Origin of the sequence: Pinisolibacter sp. (assembly GCF_036782435.1) — a bacterium.
In the GTDB taxonomy this organism is placed as follows: domain Bacteria; phylum Pseudomonadota; class Alphaproteobacteria; order Rhizobiales; family Ancalomicrobiaceae; genus CALBKH01.
The window spans coordinates 1-15,889 of sequence record NZ_DAIPZB010000015.1 but is presented as its reverse complement, the minus strand read 5'-3'; the positions used below and the strand labels follow the sequence as shown (position 1 = coordinate 15,889).

General features: G+C 69.2%; 12 protein-coding genes and 1 tRNA gene. 9 read left to right on the top strand and 4 right to left on the bottom strand.

The window, feature by feature from the left end; all coding sequences use genetic code 11:
* Window positions 1–203: 203 nt before the first annotated feature.
* On the top strand, window positions 204–605 hold the full coding sequence (locus V7Q42_RS08435; protein ID WP_333823536.1) for a flagellar basal body rod protein FlgC: 402 nt from the start codon (window positions 204–206) through the stop codon (window positions 603–605).
* A 31-nt stretch (window positions 606–636) separates the two neighbouring features.
* Here V7Q42_RS08435 and V7Q42_RS08430 read toward each other — a convergent pair whose 3' ends face one another.
* Together V7Q42_RS08430 and V7Q42_RS08425 are read right to left on the bottom strand one after the other, a co-directional pair.
* Window positions 637–2,220, bottom strand: a complete 1,584-nt coding sequence (locus V7Q42_RS08430) for a DHA2 family efflux MFS transporter permease subunit (protein WP_333823534.1) — start codon at window positions 2,218–2,220, stop codon at window positions 637–639.
* The gene (locus tag V7Q42_RS08425) at window positions 2,217–3,434 is read right to left on the bottom strand and encodes an HlyD family secretion protein (protein WP_333823532.1); all 1,218 of its coding nucleotides are present in this window, start codon (window positions 3,432–3,434) and stop codon (window positions 2,217–2,219) included. Before V7Q42_RS08425 ends, V7Q42_RS08430 begins: the two co-directional genes overlap by 4 nt.
* A 1,060-nt stretch (window positions 3,435–4,494) precedes the next feature.
* On the opposite strand from V7Q42_RS08425, the gene V7Q42_RS08420 reads away from it, so the two are divergent.
* Window positions 4,495–5,178: a TetR/AcrR family transcriptional regulator gene (locus tag V7Q42_RS08420; RefSeq protein WP_333823531.1), complete on the top strand. Its 684-nt coding sequence runs from the start codon at window positions 4,495–4,497 to the stop codon at window positions 5,176–5,178.
* 66 nt (window positions 5,179–5,244) lie between these two features.
* On the opposite strand, the gene V7Q42_RS08415 is transcribed toward V7Q42_RS08420, so the two are convergent.
* A tRNA-Gln gene (locus V7Q42_RS08415) sits at window positions 5,245–5,318 on the bottom strand.
* Between the two features lie 346 nt (window positions 5,319–5,664).
* Here V7Q42_RS08415 and V7Q42_RS08410 point away from each other — a divergent pair.
* Together V7Q42_RS08410 and V7Q42_RS08405 are read left to right on the top strand one after the other, a co-directional pair.
* Window positions 5,665–7,188: a Ppx/GppA phosphatase family protein gene (locus V7Q42_RS08410; RefSeq protein ID WP_442958178.1), complete on the top strand. Its 1,524-nt coding sequence runs from the start codon at window positions 5,665–5,667 to the stop codon at window positions 7,186–7,188.
* On the top strand, window positions 7,185–7,970 hold the full coding sequence (locus V7Q42_RS08405) for an RlmE family RNA methyltransferase (protein ID WP_333823530.1): 786 nt from the start codon (window positions 7,185–7,187) through the stop codon (window positions 7,968–7,970). The genes V7Q42_RS08410 and V7Q42_RS08405 overlap by 4 nt, the downstream gene beginning before the upstream one ends.
* 13 nt (window positions 7,971–7,983) lie before the next feature.
* Here the strand turns inward: V7Q42_RS08405 and V7Q42_RS08400 are convergent, their stop codons facing one another.
* Window positions 7,984–8,358 (bottom strand): hypothetical protein, encoded by a 375-nt coding sequence (locus V7Q42_RS08400; protein WP_333823528.1) that lies wholly within the window; start codon window positions 8,356–8,358, stop codon window positions 7,984–7,986.
* A gap of 229 nt (window positions 8,359–8,587) precedes the next feature.
* Here V7Q42_RS08400 and V7Q42_RS08395 point away from each other — a divergent pair, with 229 nt between their 5' ends.
* The 5 genes from V7Q42_RS08395 (at window position 8,588) to guaA (ending at window position 14,817) form a co-directional block, all read left to right on the top strand.
* A complete protein-coding gene (locus tag V7Q42_RS08395; protein ID WP_333823526.1) occupies window positions 8,588–9,004 on the top strand; it encodes a bacteriohemerythrin in 417 nt (138 codons plus the stop codon).
* A gap of 216 nt (window positions 9,005–9,220) precedes the next feature.
* Complete coding sequence (gene guaB, locus V7Q42_RS08390) at window positions 9,221–10,723, top strand: IMP dehydrogenase (RefSeq protein ID WP_333823525.1); 1,503 nt, start codon at window positions 9,221–9,223, stop codon at window positions 10,721–10,723.
* 302 nt (window positions 10,724–11,025) lie between these two features.
* Window positions 11,026–11,562 (top strand): hypothetical protein, encoded by a 537-nt coding sequence (locus V7Q42_RS08385; RefSeq protein WP_333823524.1) that lies wholly within the window; start codon window positions 11,026–11,028, stop codon window positions 11,560–11,562.
* Window positions 11,559–12,872 (top strand): RsmB/NOP family class I SAM-dependent RNA methyltransferase, encoded by a 1,314-nt coding sequence (locus V7Q42_RS08380; RefSeq protein ID WP_333823523.1) that lies wholly within the window; start codon window positions 11,559–11,561, stop codon window positions 12,870–12,872. Before V7Q42_RS08385 ends, V7Q42_RS08380 begins: the two co-directional genes overlap by 4 nt.
* A gap of 379 nt (window positions 12,873–13,251) precedes the next feature.
* Window positions 13,252–14,817, top strand: a complete 1,566-nt coding sequence (gene guaA, locus V7Q42_RS08375; protein ID WP_333823522.1) for a glutamine-hydrolyzing GMP synthase — start codon at window positions 13,252–13,254, stop codon at window positions 14,815–14,817.
* Window positions 14,818–15,889: the final 1,072 nt, after the last annotated feature.

Genomic DNA, 15,889 nt, shown 5'->3' with positions numbered 1-15,889 from the left:
TCTAGGCCGGGAACGTCCGGTGTTCAACCCTCCCGAAGCCACCTGCGGCACGAGAGCACTCCGTCGGGCCTTCCGCCGGAGATGTGACCGGAATTCCACCCGATGATTACGATGCCGACGAATTCCGAGAGCCTTCCGCAACCGCTCGACCGGATCATCGATCTTCCGGGCGAAACCGCCGGTGCGCTCCTCGGAGGTCGACCATGTCTCTCTTCTCGGCGATGTCGATCGCCCGCTCCGGTCTCGACGCCTCGACGCGCCGGCTCGAGGCCGCGGCCTCGAACATCGCCAACCAGCGGACGACCGGCCCAGTGCCCGGCGCCGACGGAGCGACGACCGCCTATCGCGCGCTGGCCGTTCGTGAGACCGATCTACCCGGCGGTGGCGTACGGACCGAGATCGTCCCGCGCAGCCCCGGCTGGACCGTCGAACCCGGACCCGGCGATCCGAATGCCGACGAGCGTGGTCTCGTCGCCGCGCCGAACGTCGACATCGTCACCGAGACCTCCGATCTCCTGATGGCCCGCATCGGCTATGCCGCCGCCGCCAAGGTGATGAAGGTCGCCGACGACATGCAGAAGACCGCGACCGACATGTTCGTCTGACGAGGACCGCCGGCGGCACCGGTCTCGCCGGTCAGTGACCGCCGCCGCCGGCTGCGCCCATCGGATACGGCCGGCGCATCAGCGGCACCAGGACGACCAGTCCGACGAAGAGCACGGTGAGCGCCAGGAAGACGTCGCCGATCGCCCAAACCTGCGCCTCGCGCCGGACGATGCCGGCGAGCTTCGACAGCGCCGCCAGATCGGCGTCCGAGCCGCGTGGCGCCATCGCCGCGGTGAGCGAGACGAGCATCTCCTCGGCCTTGGCGTGGCCCCAGGCGACGTTCTCGCGCAACCGCGCCAGATGCAGGTCCATGCGTTGGTTCATCAAGGTGTTGATCAGCGCCAGCCCGACCGCGCCGCCGAGGTTGCGGGTGAGGTTGAAGAGGCCGGAGGCGTTCTTGATCCGTGTCGGCGGCAGGGTGCCGAGCGCCAGATTGTTGATCGGCACCATGCAGGTCATCAGCGAGAAGCCGCGCAGCATCTGCGGCACCAGCAGTTCCCAGAAGTCCCAGTCCTTGGTGACGAAATGCACCTGCCATGTGCCGAGCGCGAAGCCGGCGAAGCCGACGGCGATCATGTAGCGCGGGTCGACCTTGGTGAGGAGCCGCCCGACGATCGGCGCCGCGACGAACATGCACACGCCGGTGACCGCCATGGTCTCGCCGATCATCAGCGCCGAATAGCCGCGCACCCGGGCGAGATAGACCGGATAGAGGTAGGTCAGGCCGTAGAGGCCGATGCCCATGATGAAGCTGAACAGCGATCCGGTCCAGAAATTGCGGTCGCGGAACGCGCCGAGATCGACGATCGGTTGTCGCGCCGTGAAGGCGCGCCAGAAGAACAACACCGCGCCGGTCGCCGAGACGACAGTCGCCAGGACGATCTCCTCGGCATCGAACCAGCCCTTGGCCGGCCCCTCTTCGAGCAGATACTCGAGCGCCCCGAGAAAGAGCGCCATGCCGACCAACCCGGCGTAGTCGAAGGCGTCGAGCAGCGACAGATCGGGATCGTCGAAATCGACCAGCATCCACACCGCCGCGGTGACCAGGACACCCGGTACGATGTTGATCAGGAACAGCCAGTGCCAGGAGAAGAGGTCGGTGAGATAGCCGCCGAGCGTCGGTCCGATGGTCGGGGCGAGCGTCGCGACGAGACCGATGATCGGGGTCACCAGCGGCATCTTGCTGCGCGGGAAGATGGTGTAGGCCGAGGCGAAGACGGTCGGGATCATGCCGCCGCCGATGAAGCCCTGCAGCGCCCGCCAGACGATCATCTCCTCGATCGTCGACGACATGGCGCAGGCGAAGGACATCACCGTGAAACCGGCGCAGGAGATCGCGAACAGGATCCGCGTCGACAGCACCCGCGACAGGAAGCCGGAGAGCGGGATCATCACCACTTCGGCGACGAGATAGCTGGTCTGCACCCAGGCCACTTCGTCGGCCGAGGCCGACAGACCCGCCTGGATCTCGGACAGCGAGGCCGAGACGATCTGGATGTCGAGGATCGCCATGAACATGCCGAAGACCATGCTCATGAAGGCGAAGACGCGCCGCGGCTCGAAATTCGGCTCGACGACGCGCCGCGGGGCCGCCGGTGTGGCGGTGTCGCTCATGGCGCCGCGTCCTTCGTCGCCTCGCGCACGTCGACCTCGGCGACGACCGACAGGCCGGCCCTGAGCAGTCCTCTGGTCACCGCCTCGCCCGAAACCTCGATGCGCACCGGCACGCGCTGAACGATCTTGGTGAAGTTGCCGGTGGCGTTCTCCGGCGGCAGCAGCGAGAACTGCGCCCCCGTCGCCGGCGACACGCCGATCACCCGGCCCTCGACCGTCGCCCCGCCGAGCGCGTCGACCTCGATCGTCGCGGGCTGGCCGGGACGGATGCGGGCGAGCTGGGTCTCCTTGAAGTTCGCTTCGATGTGGACCCGGTCGAGCGGCACCAGCGCCATGAGGCGGGTGCCCGGCTGCACCAGCGCGCCGACCTGCGCCGCACGATTGCCGACGACGCCGTCGAACGGCGCGATCACGCGGGTGAAACTCGCTTCGCGCTGCGCCTTGTCGAGCGCCACGGCGAGCTCGCCGGCTTGACGTTCGGCTTCGGTCTTCTGCGCCTCGTAGACGGCCTCGGCCCCGCGCGCCGCCGCCACGCCGGCCTCGGCCGCCGCGACCGCCGCCTTCGTCTGATCACGGGCGCTGCGCGTCGCGTCGACCCGCTGACGAGTGCCGGCCGCCGCTTCCAGGAGCTTCGAGGCTCGATCGAATTCGACTTCGGCGTTGTCCGCCGCCGCCCGCGCCGCCACGACCTGGGCCTCGGCCTGGGCGACCTGAGCCTTCGCGGCTTCGATCTGCGCGGAGATCCGGGCGATCGTCGCGGTCTGTGTGGCGATCTTCGCCTCGGCGGAGGCGACAGCGAGGCGGGTGTCGACCGGGTCGATCTCGACCAGCACGTCGCCGGCCTTCACCCGCGCCCCGTCGGCGAACGGGGTGGCGACGATGGTGCCGGCGGTCCGCGCCGCCACGACCGCCGTCTCGGCCTTCACATAGGCATCGTCGGTGGAAACGACGAAGCGGCCGTGGGTCCACCAGTCCCAGCCCTTCCATCCCACCGCACCGAGGGCGAGGAGGCCGATCACCAGGAACACCCGCCGCTTGCGTCCGCCCTTCGGCGGCGTCGCCGCGGCGGGCGGGACGGCAGCCGTTTCGCTTGCGGCCGGACGGGCGTCGGCGGTGGGTTGCCCGCGATCGAGCCGGGTGACCGTCTCGCCCCGCATCGCCGGCGTCGAAGCGGCGGTGCCGCCGGTCTCGAGGGAGAGTTCGCCCTTGGCCATGACCTTCGTACCTTTCGTGCCCCGTCATCGCCGGCGATCGGCGGGATCTGTCGCTCGCCCGTCCCTCCACGGAGGCGCCGTCGGCGAGCGTTGAACATGAGCGGCGACGCCGGGCGACGCGCCGAAACGGTGAACCGACGGGAGATCGTGCTCACGGTGCCCGAGCCGGGACGTCCCGTCGAGACCGCGCCCGAGCCCGTCGCCGGTGACGCTCGCCGGTCGCCCGGTCCGCATCCGCCGCGACGTTCCGGTCGAACCGAAACGAGCGACCCGCGACCGACCGGGGAGGGGGCCTCGCCCATGCGGGGCGTGGGCGCCGAGGACACCCGACGCGGGCCGCCCGGCGGTCGAATGGATCTCCGGACCGGAGCCGCTTCGGACGTCCGAGGCAGGGGGCGCCCCGTGTATCCGATATCGAGGAGTCCTCGGACAGCCGACGCACGCGGCGCTGCGACCGACCGGAGCGGTGGACACTTCGGAGATCCGAAGCAGAACATGCTTCGACCCTTCCACCGGCCGCCCGTCCGGGCCACCCGAGGAAACGGTACGATCGAACCGAACGGTTCGGTCATGAAACTTGACTTAGCGCAGCCGCCCGCTCTAGACAAGATCGAACCGAACGGTTCGGTCACTTTTCCGTGACGGTCGTCGCGGCGACGGCGCGTGGACGGTGATGCGGATATCGACCGCGCCCGCTCGGCACCGATGTCCGGGCGAGGTCGGTGGTCGGTGGCAGCCGGTGGCCCGGTGCTTCCGGGGATACGATCGGCCATCGAAAGCGACCGACGGCATACCTGGCGCGAAGTTCTCGTGCCGCCGAGGCGACGGAGAAATCCGCGCGTCGTCGACGGCCGGGCGGGTCGGAGCCTCCGGCCTTCGGTCGGCCGCCGGCATCTTCGGTGCTCCGGGGTGAGCCGGCACTTCGGCTGTGGTCGATCGTGGCGGAGGCGGTGGACGGGCGTCCGACGGTGGCGAGGCCGGATGGGATCGCTCTCGATGTCGCCGTGACCTACGATCGCCGAAGTCGAGTCGCATGACGGCCGATCGAAGAGAGGAACGAATGTCGACGAGGCTCCAGAGCCGGAACGTGGATCCGCGCGAGACCGAAACGGTCGGCGAGGAGGCGGGTGTCTTCGGTGTCGGTCACTCCGACGAGAAGGCGCGCCAGATCCTCGACGGCGCCCGCACGGTGTTCCTGCGCGACGGCTTCGACGGCGCCTCGGTGGCCGACGTGGCGCGCGCCGCCGGCGTCTCCAAGGGCACCCTCTACGCCTACTGGCCCTCCAAGGAGGAACTGTTCGTCGCCTTCATCCGCCACGACAAGCGCCAGCAGGCGGAGCGCACCTGCATGTGGGGTGAACGCCCCGGCGAGACCGCTGCCGAGACGCTCGGACGAATCGGCCGCACCCTGATCGCCATGTTCGCCCGCCCCGAACACGTCGCGCTGGTCCGCACCGTCATGGCCGTAGCGCCGAAATTCCCGAGCGTCGGTCGGGCCTTCTACGAAGCCGGGCCGCAATACGGCGCCGCACGATTGGCCGGCCTGCTCGATCGACTCGTCGCCGCCGGCGAGCTCGACATCGCCGACACCCATATGGCGGCGGTGCAGTTCCTCAATCTCTGCCAGTCGGACTTCGTCCGTCGTCTGATGTTCTGCGTCGACGACGGGAATCCGAGGTTCGAAACCGACGCGGTCGTCGCGTCCGCCGTCCACGTCTTCCTCGCCGCCTACGGCCGCAGATGACGCCTCTCCCGTCGCCGGCTTTTCGGCGTCGGCGGGTGCTGCAGCGGTGAAATAGGAAGAAGGAGTTGGCTGGGGGACCTGGATTCGAACCAAGACTAACGGAGTCAGAGTCCGCTGTTCTACCGTTAAACTATCCCCCAGCGGGCCGGGCGGTGGACCGCCCGTCGCCGATGGGCACCCGTCTAACCGATCGTCGGACGGGTTTCAAGCCTCCCGTCGCAATCCCTCGAACCGTCCGTGCACCACTTCCGTCGAGTGACGCCGGTGCTTGTCAGCCGTCGAAGCGCTGGTAGACTGTCCCACAACGCGAAACTCTGAGGCGCCGCGCGGGACTCGTGTCCCGCCTGCCGGTGCGAGGATGGAAAATTGGGGAGGCGAGGTGACGAGCCGCCGGAGGCGGATCGTCCAACCCCCGCCGACCGCTCCGCGCCGCCGGCCAAACGCCGGCGCCGGAAGCGTCGGGGCAAGAGAACCCGTTGGGCCTCCGTGGCCAAGCCCGTCTCCAACGGAGCCGGGAGCGATGGCGTGCCGGTTCCACAGGGAGCCGCGCAGTCCGGGTCCGTCGCCGCGCAACGCGTCGCCCCCGCTCAGAATGTCGCGTCGGCGACGAGCGCCGCATCCACGCCGAACGCCGCCTCGGCGCGGAACGTCGGGCTCGCACCGAACGCCGCGTCTGGTGCGAACGCGCCCGCCGCGCCGTGCGTCGCCGATCGCGCCGGTCCCGCGACCTCGGCACCGGCTTCACCCGGCGCGTCCCCCGGCGACGGCCGTGATCGCGACCGGCCGGAGCGTCGCGAGGAGTGCGACGGCTCCGAACCACCGGCGGGCGAGGGCGGTCGTCAATCCGATCGCCACGGCGATCGGCAACATCCGCGCCGCGCCGACGAACCGTCGTTGCGTCCGCGCCATCACCCGGTCGAACGCCATCGCGAACCCGGCCACCATGTGCCCCATGTCGAGCCCGGCCGGCCGCGCACCTCCGGGCCGCTCTATGCGGCGCTCGATCTCGGCACCAACAACTGCCGCCTGCTCGTCGCCGAACCGTGGCGCCAGGGCTTCCGCGTCGTCGACGCCTTCTCCCGCATCGTCCGTCTCGGTGAAGGGCTGTCGCGCTCCGGCCGACTGTCGGACGCCGCGCAGAGCCGCGCCATCGACGCGCTCCGCGTCTGCCGCTCCAAGCTCGACGCCCGCGGCATCGTCCGCGCCCGTCTGGTGGCGACGGAGGCCTGTCGCGCCGCCGAGAACGGTGTCGAGTTCCTGGAGCGCGTCCGCCGCGAAGCCGGGCTGACACTGGAGATCCTCACCCGCGAGACGGAAGCCCGCCTCGCCGTCACCGGCTGCGCCAATCTCGTCGACTGGACGGCCGACGGCGTGCTGCTCTTCGACATCGGCGGCGGGTCGTCGGAACTGGTGTGGATGGAGTTCGGCGACGGCCGTCGCGCCGGCGGCGACCCCACCCGCCACATCCGCGCCTGGACCTCGCTTCCCGTCGGCGTCGTCACCCTGTCGGAGCGCCACGGCGGCGTCGCCGTCGGCCCGGCGGTGTTCGAGGACATGGTCGCCGACGTCGACGCGCTACTCTCCGTCCTGCCCGATTGGGCGCCTCTCGCCGAACGCCTCGTCACCGGCCGCTACCACATGCTCGGCACCTCGGGCACGGTGACGACCCTCGCCGGTGTCCATCTCGGGCTGAAGCGCTACGATCGCCGCCGGGTCGACGGCACCTGGCTCTCCGACGACGAGGTCGGCGCCATGATCGATCGCCTGCTCGCCATGGAGTTCGAGGACCGCGTCGCCAACCCCTGCATCGGCGGTGATCGTGCCGATCTGGTGCTCGCCGGCTGCGCCATCCTGGAGGCGATCCGCCGCCGCTGGCGCTGTGGCCGCCTGCGGGTCGCCGATCGCGGGTTGCGCGAGGGTATGCTGACCGAACTGATGATCGGTGACGGCGTCTGGCGCCGGCCGAACCGTTGGCCGCGCCGGCCGAACGACGAGGGACGCGAACGATGAGCGGCACCGGCAAGGGCGGAGGCAAGGGCGGCGGCGCGCCGCGGGCGCTCCACGTCAAGGTGAAGACGGCCAAGCGCCGCACCGCCTCGTCCAACCGCTGGCTGGCGCGCCAGCTCAACGACCCCTATGTCGTCCTCTCCAAGAAGGAGGGCTGGCGCTCGCGCGCCGCCTACAAGCTGATCGAGATCGACGACAAATACGGCCTGCTGAAGCCGGGCATGCGGGTCGTCGATCTCGGTTGTGCGCCCGGCGGCTGGTGTCAGGTGGCGGCGAGCCGCGTGAAGTCGACCGATCAGAGCCCGCGCGTCGTCGGCATCGACTATCTCGAGATGGCGACCCTGCCGGGCGTCGTCTTCTTGCAGAAGAACTTCCTCGACGACGATGCGCCCGCCGTTCTGGTCGAAGCTCTCGGCGGCGAGAAGGCCGACGTGGTGCTCTCCGACATGGCGGCGCCGGCCACCGGCCACAAGAAGACCGACCACCTGAAGATCATGCATCTCGCCGAGGTGGCGATCGATTTCGCCCGCACGGTATTGAAGCCCGGCGGCCACTTCCTCGCCAAGGTGCTGCGCGGCGGCACCGAGAACGAGTTGCTCGCCAACCTCAAGCGCGACTTCGCCCAGGTGATGCACATCAAGCCGCCGGCGAGCCGCGCCGATTCGGCCGAGCTCTACGTCATCGCCAAGGGCTATCGCGGTCCCTCCGAGGCGCCGAGCGACCCCACCGACGACGGCGATCCGCGCGACACCCACGCCTGGATGCCGCCGCTCAAGGACGCGTGAGGGGAAGGGCGTCTCAGCGCGCCTCGATCCAGCAGATGCGGCGCGAGCCGATGTAGTGTTCGCGGCGGTCGAAACGGTCCTGCCGGGCGCAGACGCGATGGCGGCCGGGGCCGGGGGCCTCGACCAGCGCGTAGCCCGACGCCGAGATCGGCGCCACGGCCGGACGCGGGCGCTGATAGCCGGGGACGCCGTAATCCCACGCGGCATATCCGTCGTAGTAGCGGATGTCGCGGCGATGGTTCGTCGAGGCGAGCCCGGCGCCGAAGACCGCGCCGACGAAGCCGGCGGCGAAGATGCCGGTGACCGGTTCGGCCTTGGCCGGCAGGCTCATGGCGGTGGCGGCCAGCGCCGCGGCGAGGCCGATCGACACGATCGTCTTGTCCAACATCTCTCCTGCCCCCGTTCTCACGTCGAAATCGTGCGAGGACCCTGACACGCGGAAGGTTTCCTTCGGGTGAGACGCAGGGGGAGGGGCGGCCTTTCTTCGCGAAGGCGGTGAGCGGAGAGTGAGCGGGATCGTTCGAATTCGATCGATCGTTTCGCCGCGCCGCGTTCGACGAGCGGCACGCGCCTTGCTGCGCTCCTCCTCGGTGGTCTTCCGACGTGAGGTTTCCGACATGGCCGACATCGATCTTTCTGCGCTCACCCTGTCGCTTCCCGAGATCGACGAGGACCACGCCGCCTCGGTCGAGCTCTGGCGCGCCGCCGCGGCGGCAGGGCCGGCCGAGTTCGTCGAGCGCCTCGCCGCCTTCGTCGAGCATCTCGGCGAGCACTTCGCCCGCGAGGAGGCGTTGATGCGTGCCGTCGCCTACAAGGAGATCGCCCATCACGTCGCCGAACACGCCCGCACGCTCGGCGAGGCGCACCGCTTCCTCGACCAGGCGCGCGCCGGCCGCACCGTGATGGCGCGGGCCTATGTCGCCGAGATGGTCCCCGACTGGTTCCGCCGCCACGTCCTGATGTTCGACAGCGAGGTGGCGCGGGTGGTGAAGCTCGCACGCCCGAGCCCCGATCCCGCCGTCGTCGACGGCTGAGATCGGCGGGGCGAGAGCCGGGCGCGCGCTCGCCGCGGCCCAACATTTCGTGCACGGCGGCTCCGCGCCCGCGACATGTCGAGCATCTCTTCCCCTGCCGTCATTTCCGTGTTATCGACCGCCGCCAACTCCGATGGACGATCTTTCCCACCGGTCGCGGGTGCCCGAAGGCCCGCCGGCCGGTCGTCCCGCATTCTCCCGAGAGGACGTTGGCCCATGGCGACCTTCTACGAACCCGGCAATTCCCGCGAAGCTCTCACCTTCGACGACGTCCTGTTGCTCCCCGGCCATTCCGAGGTCATGCCGGGTGAGGTCGACATCCGGTCGCGCGTCACCAAGGAGATCGAGCTCAACCTGCCGATCCTCTCCTCGGCCATGGACACCGTCACCGAGGCCCGCCTCGCCATCGCCATGGCCCAGGCCGGCGGCATCGGCGTCGTCCATCGCAACATGGAGCCCGACGAGCAGGCCGAGCAGGTCCGTCAGGTGAAGAAGTTCGAGTCCGGCATGGTGGTCAACCCGATCGTCATCGGGCCAGATGCCACCCTCGCCGACGCCCTCGGCCTGATGGCCCGCTACCACATCTCCGGCATTCCGGTGGTGGAGAACGGCGGCGTCGGCGGCTCCCATCTCGGCCGCCTCGTCGGCATCCTCACCAACCGCGACGTCCGCTTCGCCTCCAACCCCGAGCAGCGCGTCTACGAGTTGATGACCCGCGAGAATCTCGTGACGGTCAAGGAGGGCGTCGGCCAGGAGGAAGCCAAGCGCCTCCTCCACAAGCACCGCATCGAGAAGCTGGTGGTGGTCGACGAGCACTATCGCTGCACCGGCCTCGTCACCGTCAAGGACATCGAGAAGGCCCAGCATCACCCGCACGCGTCGAAGGACGCCCAGGGTCGGCTGCGCGTCGCCGCCGCCACCACGACCGGCGACAAGGGCTTCGAGCGCGCCGAGCGGCTGATCGACGCCGGCTGCGACCTGATCGTCGTCGACACCGCCCACGGCCATTCCCAGCACGTTCTCGCCATGGTCGAGCGGGTCAAGCGCCTCTCCAACGCCACCCAGGTGCTGGCCGGCAACATCGCCACCTCCGACGCCGCCAAGGCGTTGATCGATGCCGGCGCCGACGCCATCAAGGTCGGCATCGGCCCCGGCTCGATCTGCACCACCCGCATCGTCGCCGGTGTCGGCGTGCCGCAGCTCACCGCCATCATGGACGCCGTCTCGGTCGCCCGCGACGCCGGCGTGCCGGTCGTCGCCGACGGCGGCATCAAGTTCTCCGGCGATCTCGCCAAGGCGCTCGCCGCCGGCGCCTCGGTCGCCATGATCGGCTCGCTGCTCGCCGGCACCGACGAGAGCCCGGGCGAGGTCTACCTCCACCAGGGCCGCTCCTACAAAGCCTATCGCGGCATGGGCTCGGTCGGCGCCATGGCGCGCGGCTCGGCCGATCGTTACTTCCAGGCGGAAGTGCGCGACACGCTGAAGCTGGTGCCCGAGGGCATCGAGGGTCAGGTGCCCTACAAGGGTCCGCTCGGCGCGGTGCTGCACCAACTCGCCGGGGGCCTGCGCGCCGCCATGGGCTACGTCGGCGCCCGGTCGCTGCCGGACTTCACCGAAAAGGCGCGGTTCGTCCGCATCTCCGGCGCCAGCCTGCGCGAGAGCCACGTCCACGACGTCCAGATCACCCGCGAGAGCCCGAACTATCCGAGCAACGTGTGATCGGAGGGCAGCTGCCGATCGTCGGGGCGCCGACTCTCACCGGGCGCAGCCCGGCGCCCTTCTCCCCTCGCGGGAGAAGGTGGCCGCGAAGTGGTCGGACGAGGGGGCGCCGCGAAGCGGCTCCGGCGGTCCGACCGTCCGTGGCGGACCTCCGTCTGGGCGGCGGCGGTCCCGCGACCGGGATGCGTACTCGCGTACGCGCCCCCTCATCCGCCCTTCGGGCACCTTCTCCCGCGAGGGGAGAAGGGGGAGCGTGTGGCGCTTCCGTGCGAGCATCCGGCCCCGGCCGTGAGGAGGTATCGATGACCCTGCGCACCATCCTCGTCGCCTGCGCCGTCGCCATGGTCGCCGTCTCCGCGACCATGCTCGGTTGGTCCGTCCCCCGGCTCGTCGCCATCGGCGGCGGTCAGCCTTTCGACCTCCGCTTCTTCGGCTACGACCACGCCGAGGCGATCGCCTTCCTGAAGGCCCTGGGACCGCAGGGTGCGAGCTTCTACGCGAACGTCCAGCTCCGGCTCGATACGGCCTTCCCGCTCCTCTATTTCGTCTCGCTCTCGTGGCTCCTCGCGTCGATCTTCGGCTGGGCCGGCTTCGCCGGTATCGGGCGGGTCGTCGTCGCCTGCATCGTGGTGGCGGTGCCGACGCTGCTCGATTTCGCCGAGAACGCCGCGATCCGCGAGATGCTCCGCCTCGGACCCGACGCGCTGACGCCGGACCTCGTCTCCTGGGCCTCGGCCTGTTCGACCACCAAATGGCTGACGGCGCTCGAAGGCGTGACGATCGCCGCCGCAGGCGCCGTCGTGGCACTCGCCCGACGCTTCACCGGAGCAGCGCGATGAAGGACGGCGGACGGCTGCAGGCCGCGATCGAGGTGCTCGACGACATCGACAAGCGCAAGCGCCCGGTCGCCGATGCGCTGAAGGACTGGGGCCTCTCTCACCGCTTCGCCGGATCCGGCGACCGCACCGCCATCGGCAGTCTCGTCTTCGACGCCCTGCGCAAGAAGGCCTCGGCCGCCTGGATCATGGGCGAGGCGACGTCGCGCGCCGCGGTACTCGTCACCTACGCGCAGACCTGGGGGAGGGGGCTTCCCGCTCTCGACGAGGCGCTGTCCCACCCCCATGCCCCGGCGAAACTGACGAAGAGTGAACGCGAACGGCTCGAAGCCGATCCCGTGACGCTTCTTGCCGACGCTCCCGCCCACGTCCGCGGCGATTTCCCCGAATGGCTCGCGCCCTCCTTCGCCGCCCTGTTCGGCGAACGCCTGGAGGCGGAGATGGCGGCACTCGCCGAGCGCGCGCCGGTCGATCTGCGGGTGAATGCCCTGAAGGGCGACCGTGATGCCGCGCTCGCGGCGCTCGCCGCCATGGGCCCCGTCGCGACCGACCTCTCGCCCTTCGGCCTGCGCCTGCCCGAGGGTGGGCCGACGGCCAAGCCGCCGCACGTCCCCTCCGAGGCCGCCTATCAGGAGGGGCTCGTCGAGATCCAGGACGAGGGCTCGCAGCTCGCCGCGCTCCTCGCCGCGCCGGAGCCCGGCATCCGCATCCTCGATCTCTGTGCCGGCGGTGGCGGCAAGTCGTTGGTTCTGGCGGCCGCGCAGGGCAATTCCGGCCGCATCTACGCCTACGACACCGACAAGCGCCGCTTCGGCGACTTCCGCGACAGGGCGGCGCGCGCCGGCGCGACCTCGATCGAGCTGCGCCCGCCCGTTCACGGTGGCGATGCGCTGGCCGATCTCGAGGGCACCATCGACCTCGTCCTGGTCGACGCCCCCTGCACCGGCACCGGCACCTGGCGCCGCCGCCCCGACGCCAAGTGGCGGCTGCGTCCCAACGCACTGGCGGCGCGGATGAAGGACCAGGACCACGTCCTCGACGAGGCAGCCCGCTTCGCGAGCCCGACCGGCCGCATCGTCTACATCACCTGTTCGATTCTGCCCGAGGAGGACGAGGACCGCGTCGCCGCCTTCCTCGCCCGTCACCCCGGCTGGCGCCTCGGCGATCCGACGGCCCGCCTCGCGCCGGGGATGGCCGCGAAGCTCGCCCCCTTCGTCCGCCGTGGGCCGGAAGGCACCCCGGCGCTCCGCCTCACCCCCGCCACCGCCGGCACCGACGGCTTCTTCGTCGCCGTGCTCGAGCGGGTGGATTGATCCGATCGACGGACGGCCCGCTCGGCGCGGCGTGCGTGATCGATGGAAGCCGAGTCCCGGCCTCCCTCTCGCTTCTCCCCTCGCGGGAGAAGGTGGCCGCGAAGCGGTCGGATGAGGGGGCGCCGCGAAGCGGCAATCGGGGCGAAATGGAATACGCCGGAGCGCGCGGCGAGGCCCGACCCCTCATCCGCCCTTCGGGCACCTTCTCCCGCAAGGGGAGAAGGGGGACGTCGCGGCGATGTCTCGATCCATCCGAGCTATCGGATGGCTTCGCGATCTCGCCCTTTACGGCGGCCGTCGCGCTTGGCGCGGCCGGCCGGCTGATCTAGAACCCGGGCGACGAACCTCGCTCGCCGTCCGCCCGACCTCGGAGCCCGCCATGCTGCACGACGCCATTCTCATCATCGACTTCGGCTCCCAGGTCACCCAGCTGATCGCCCGCCGCGTCCGCGAGACCGGCATCTACTGCGAGATCCACCCCTATCAGTCGGCCGATGTCGCCTTCTCGAAGCTGAAGCCCAAGGGCGTGATCTTCTCCGGCGGTCCGGATTCGGTGACCCGCGAGGGCAGCCCGCGTGCCCCGCAGGCGGTGTTCGACGCCGGCGTGCCGATCCTCGCCATCTGCTACGGCCAGCAGACGCTGGCGACTCAGCTCGGTGGGCGGGTCGAGGGCGGCCACGCCGCCGAATTCGGCCGCGCCGACGTCGAGATCCTGAAGGCTTCGCCCCTGTTCGATGGGCTGTGGGAGGTGGGGAAGCGCTATCCGGTGTGGATGAGCCACGGCGATCGCGTCACGGTGCTCCCCGAGGGCTTCGAGGTGGTCGGCACCTCCGAGAACGCCCCCTTCGCCATCGCCGTCGACGAGAAGCGCCGCTACTACACCACGATGTTCCACCCCGAGGTGGTCCACACGCCGGACGGCGGCAAGCTCCTCGCCAACTTCGTCCACGGTGTCTGCGGCCTCAAGTCCGACTGGACCATGTCGGCCTACCGCGCCGAGATGATCGCCAAGATCAAGGCGCAGGTCGGCTCCGAGCGGGTGATCTGCGGCCTTTCCGGCGGCGTCGATTCGTCGGTCGCGGCCGTCCTCATCCACGAGGCGATCGGCGATCAGCTCACCTGCATCTACGTCGACCACGGCCTGATGCGGCAGGGTGAGAGCGAGCAGGTGGTCGGCATGTTCCGCGACCACTACCACATCCCGCTCGTCCACGTGGACGCCTCGGAAGTGTTCCTCTCCGAACTCGAAGGCGTCTCCGACCCCGAGACCAAGCGCAAGATCATCGGCCGCCTGTTCATCGAGACCTTCGAGGCGGAGGCGAGGAAACTCGCCGCCGACGGCAAGGGCGCCCCGACCTTCCTGGCGCAAGGAACGCTCTATCCGGACGTGATCGAGAGCGTCTCCTTCTCCGGCGGCCCGTCGGTGACGATCAAGAGCCACCACAACGTCGGCGGCCTGCCCGAGCGCATGCACATGAAGCTGGTGGAGCCGCTGCGCGAGCTCTTCAAGGACGAGGTGCGGGCGCTCGGCCGCGAACTGGGCCTCCCCGAGGCCTTCATCGGCCGCCACCCGTTCCCCGGCCCCGGCCTCGCCATCCGCTGCCCGGGCGGCATCACCCGCGACAAGCTCGACATCCTGCGCAAGGCCGACGCGATCTATCTCGACGAGATCCGCAAAGCCGGCCTCTACGACGTCATCTGGCAGGCCTTCGCGGTTCTCTTGCCGGTCCAGACCGTCGGCGTGATGGGCGACTATCGCACCTACGACTACGTCCTGGCCCTGCGCGCCGTGACCTCGGTCGACGGCATGACCGCGGATTTCTACCCCTACGACATGCCCTTCCTCGGCCGCACCGCGACCCGGATCATCAACGAGGTGCGGGGGGTGAACCGGGTGGTCTACGACGTGACGAGCAAGCCGCCGGGCACGATCGAGTGGGAGTGAGGGTGGGGAGCGGCTTCGGGTCGTCGTGAGACGACCCGAAACGCGAAGCTCCGGTGGAGCTTCACGAGCGACGAACGCCCGGAGCGCGAGCGCAGGGCGGGGGAAACCCCGGTGAATTGGCGCTCACGTCCTTCGCAAATTCAAATCCTACGGCTGCATTCCTGTCCTGTTGACTTGAAGCAGAGACGCGCCGTCCGAATACGACAATCGTTCACTCGAAGGGGCGTTAATCAGAAGTGGAAGTGCGTCGGCAAGTATAGGTAGCCAGAATATTCTGTTTTCGGTTAGAAATTCTAGCATGCGGCTTTTAAGCGTGGGTGAATTCCAAGGGATCTCGCTGTCCGACCATAGGTAGGTCGCACCAGTGGGATGTATCCCCGGCCACGGTTCCGGTCGCTCGATCTCTCCATTTACTCGTAGGCGCCACATCGGCTTGTAGTCACGTGAAAACAACACCCGTGATCCATTTGCCTCCATCAAATAACCATATGGGAGGTGGAGTCTGTCAGGTATGAACAGGCCTAATTTCTTGCGTGGCGAGACATATTCAAAGTCTGCGACAGTCGAAACCGCCCTATGCGAAAGGACTTCGGTTGGGCGGCCGAAATTTCGTAGAATCACCACCTCTCCGTTCCGCCCGGCTGTTCTGAGGCGACCAATCGCTCCTGGTTGGCGAACGTCGGAGAGATGCAACGAAGTTGCACGGTAACACTCAAGTCGTATCGCTATTTGTTCTTTGAGCTGCGGGGATCGATCGCCAGTGAAGCCCGCAGAAGCGAGCGCAAATTGGACATCTCCATCCGCAATACTCAGATCGCTCGCGATGGATAGGACAACAGCAGTCTGGCGTTCGACGAACTCGTTCGAGCCGAGCGCTTGATCGAGTGTGAACGCTTGCCCGGAAGCGAACCGTTGCTCGAGGTCGTGCCAGTCTCGAAAACCACAAGCCCGAGCTACAGCGCGTTGACCAGAGTGCAACGCGACGCCAAGGCCTGAAGCAAGCCGCTTCGCAGCCTTCTTAGAGGCCGTTTTGAAATTCGCGCCCGGCGATTCCCGTCGGCGTCCGAATGTG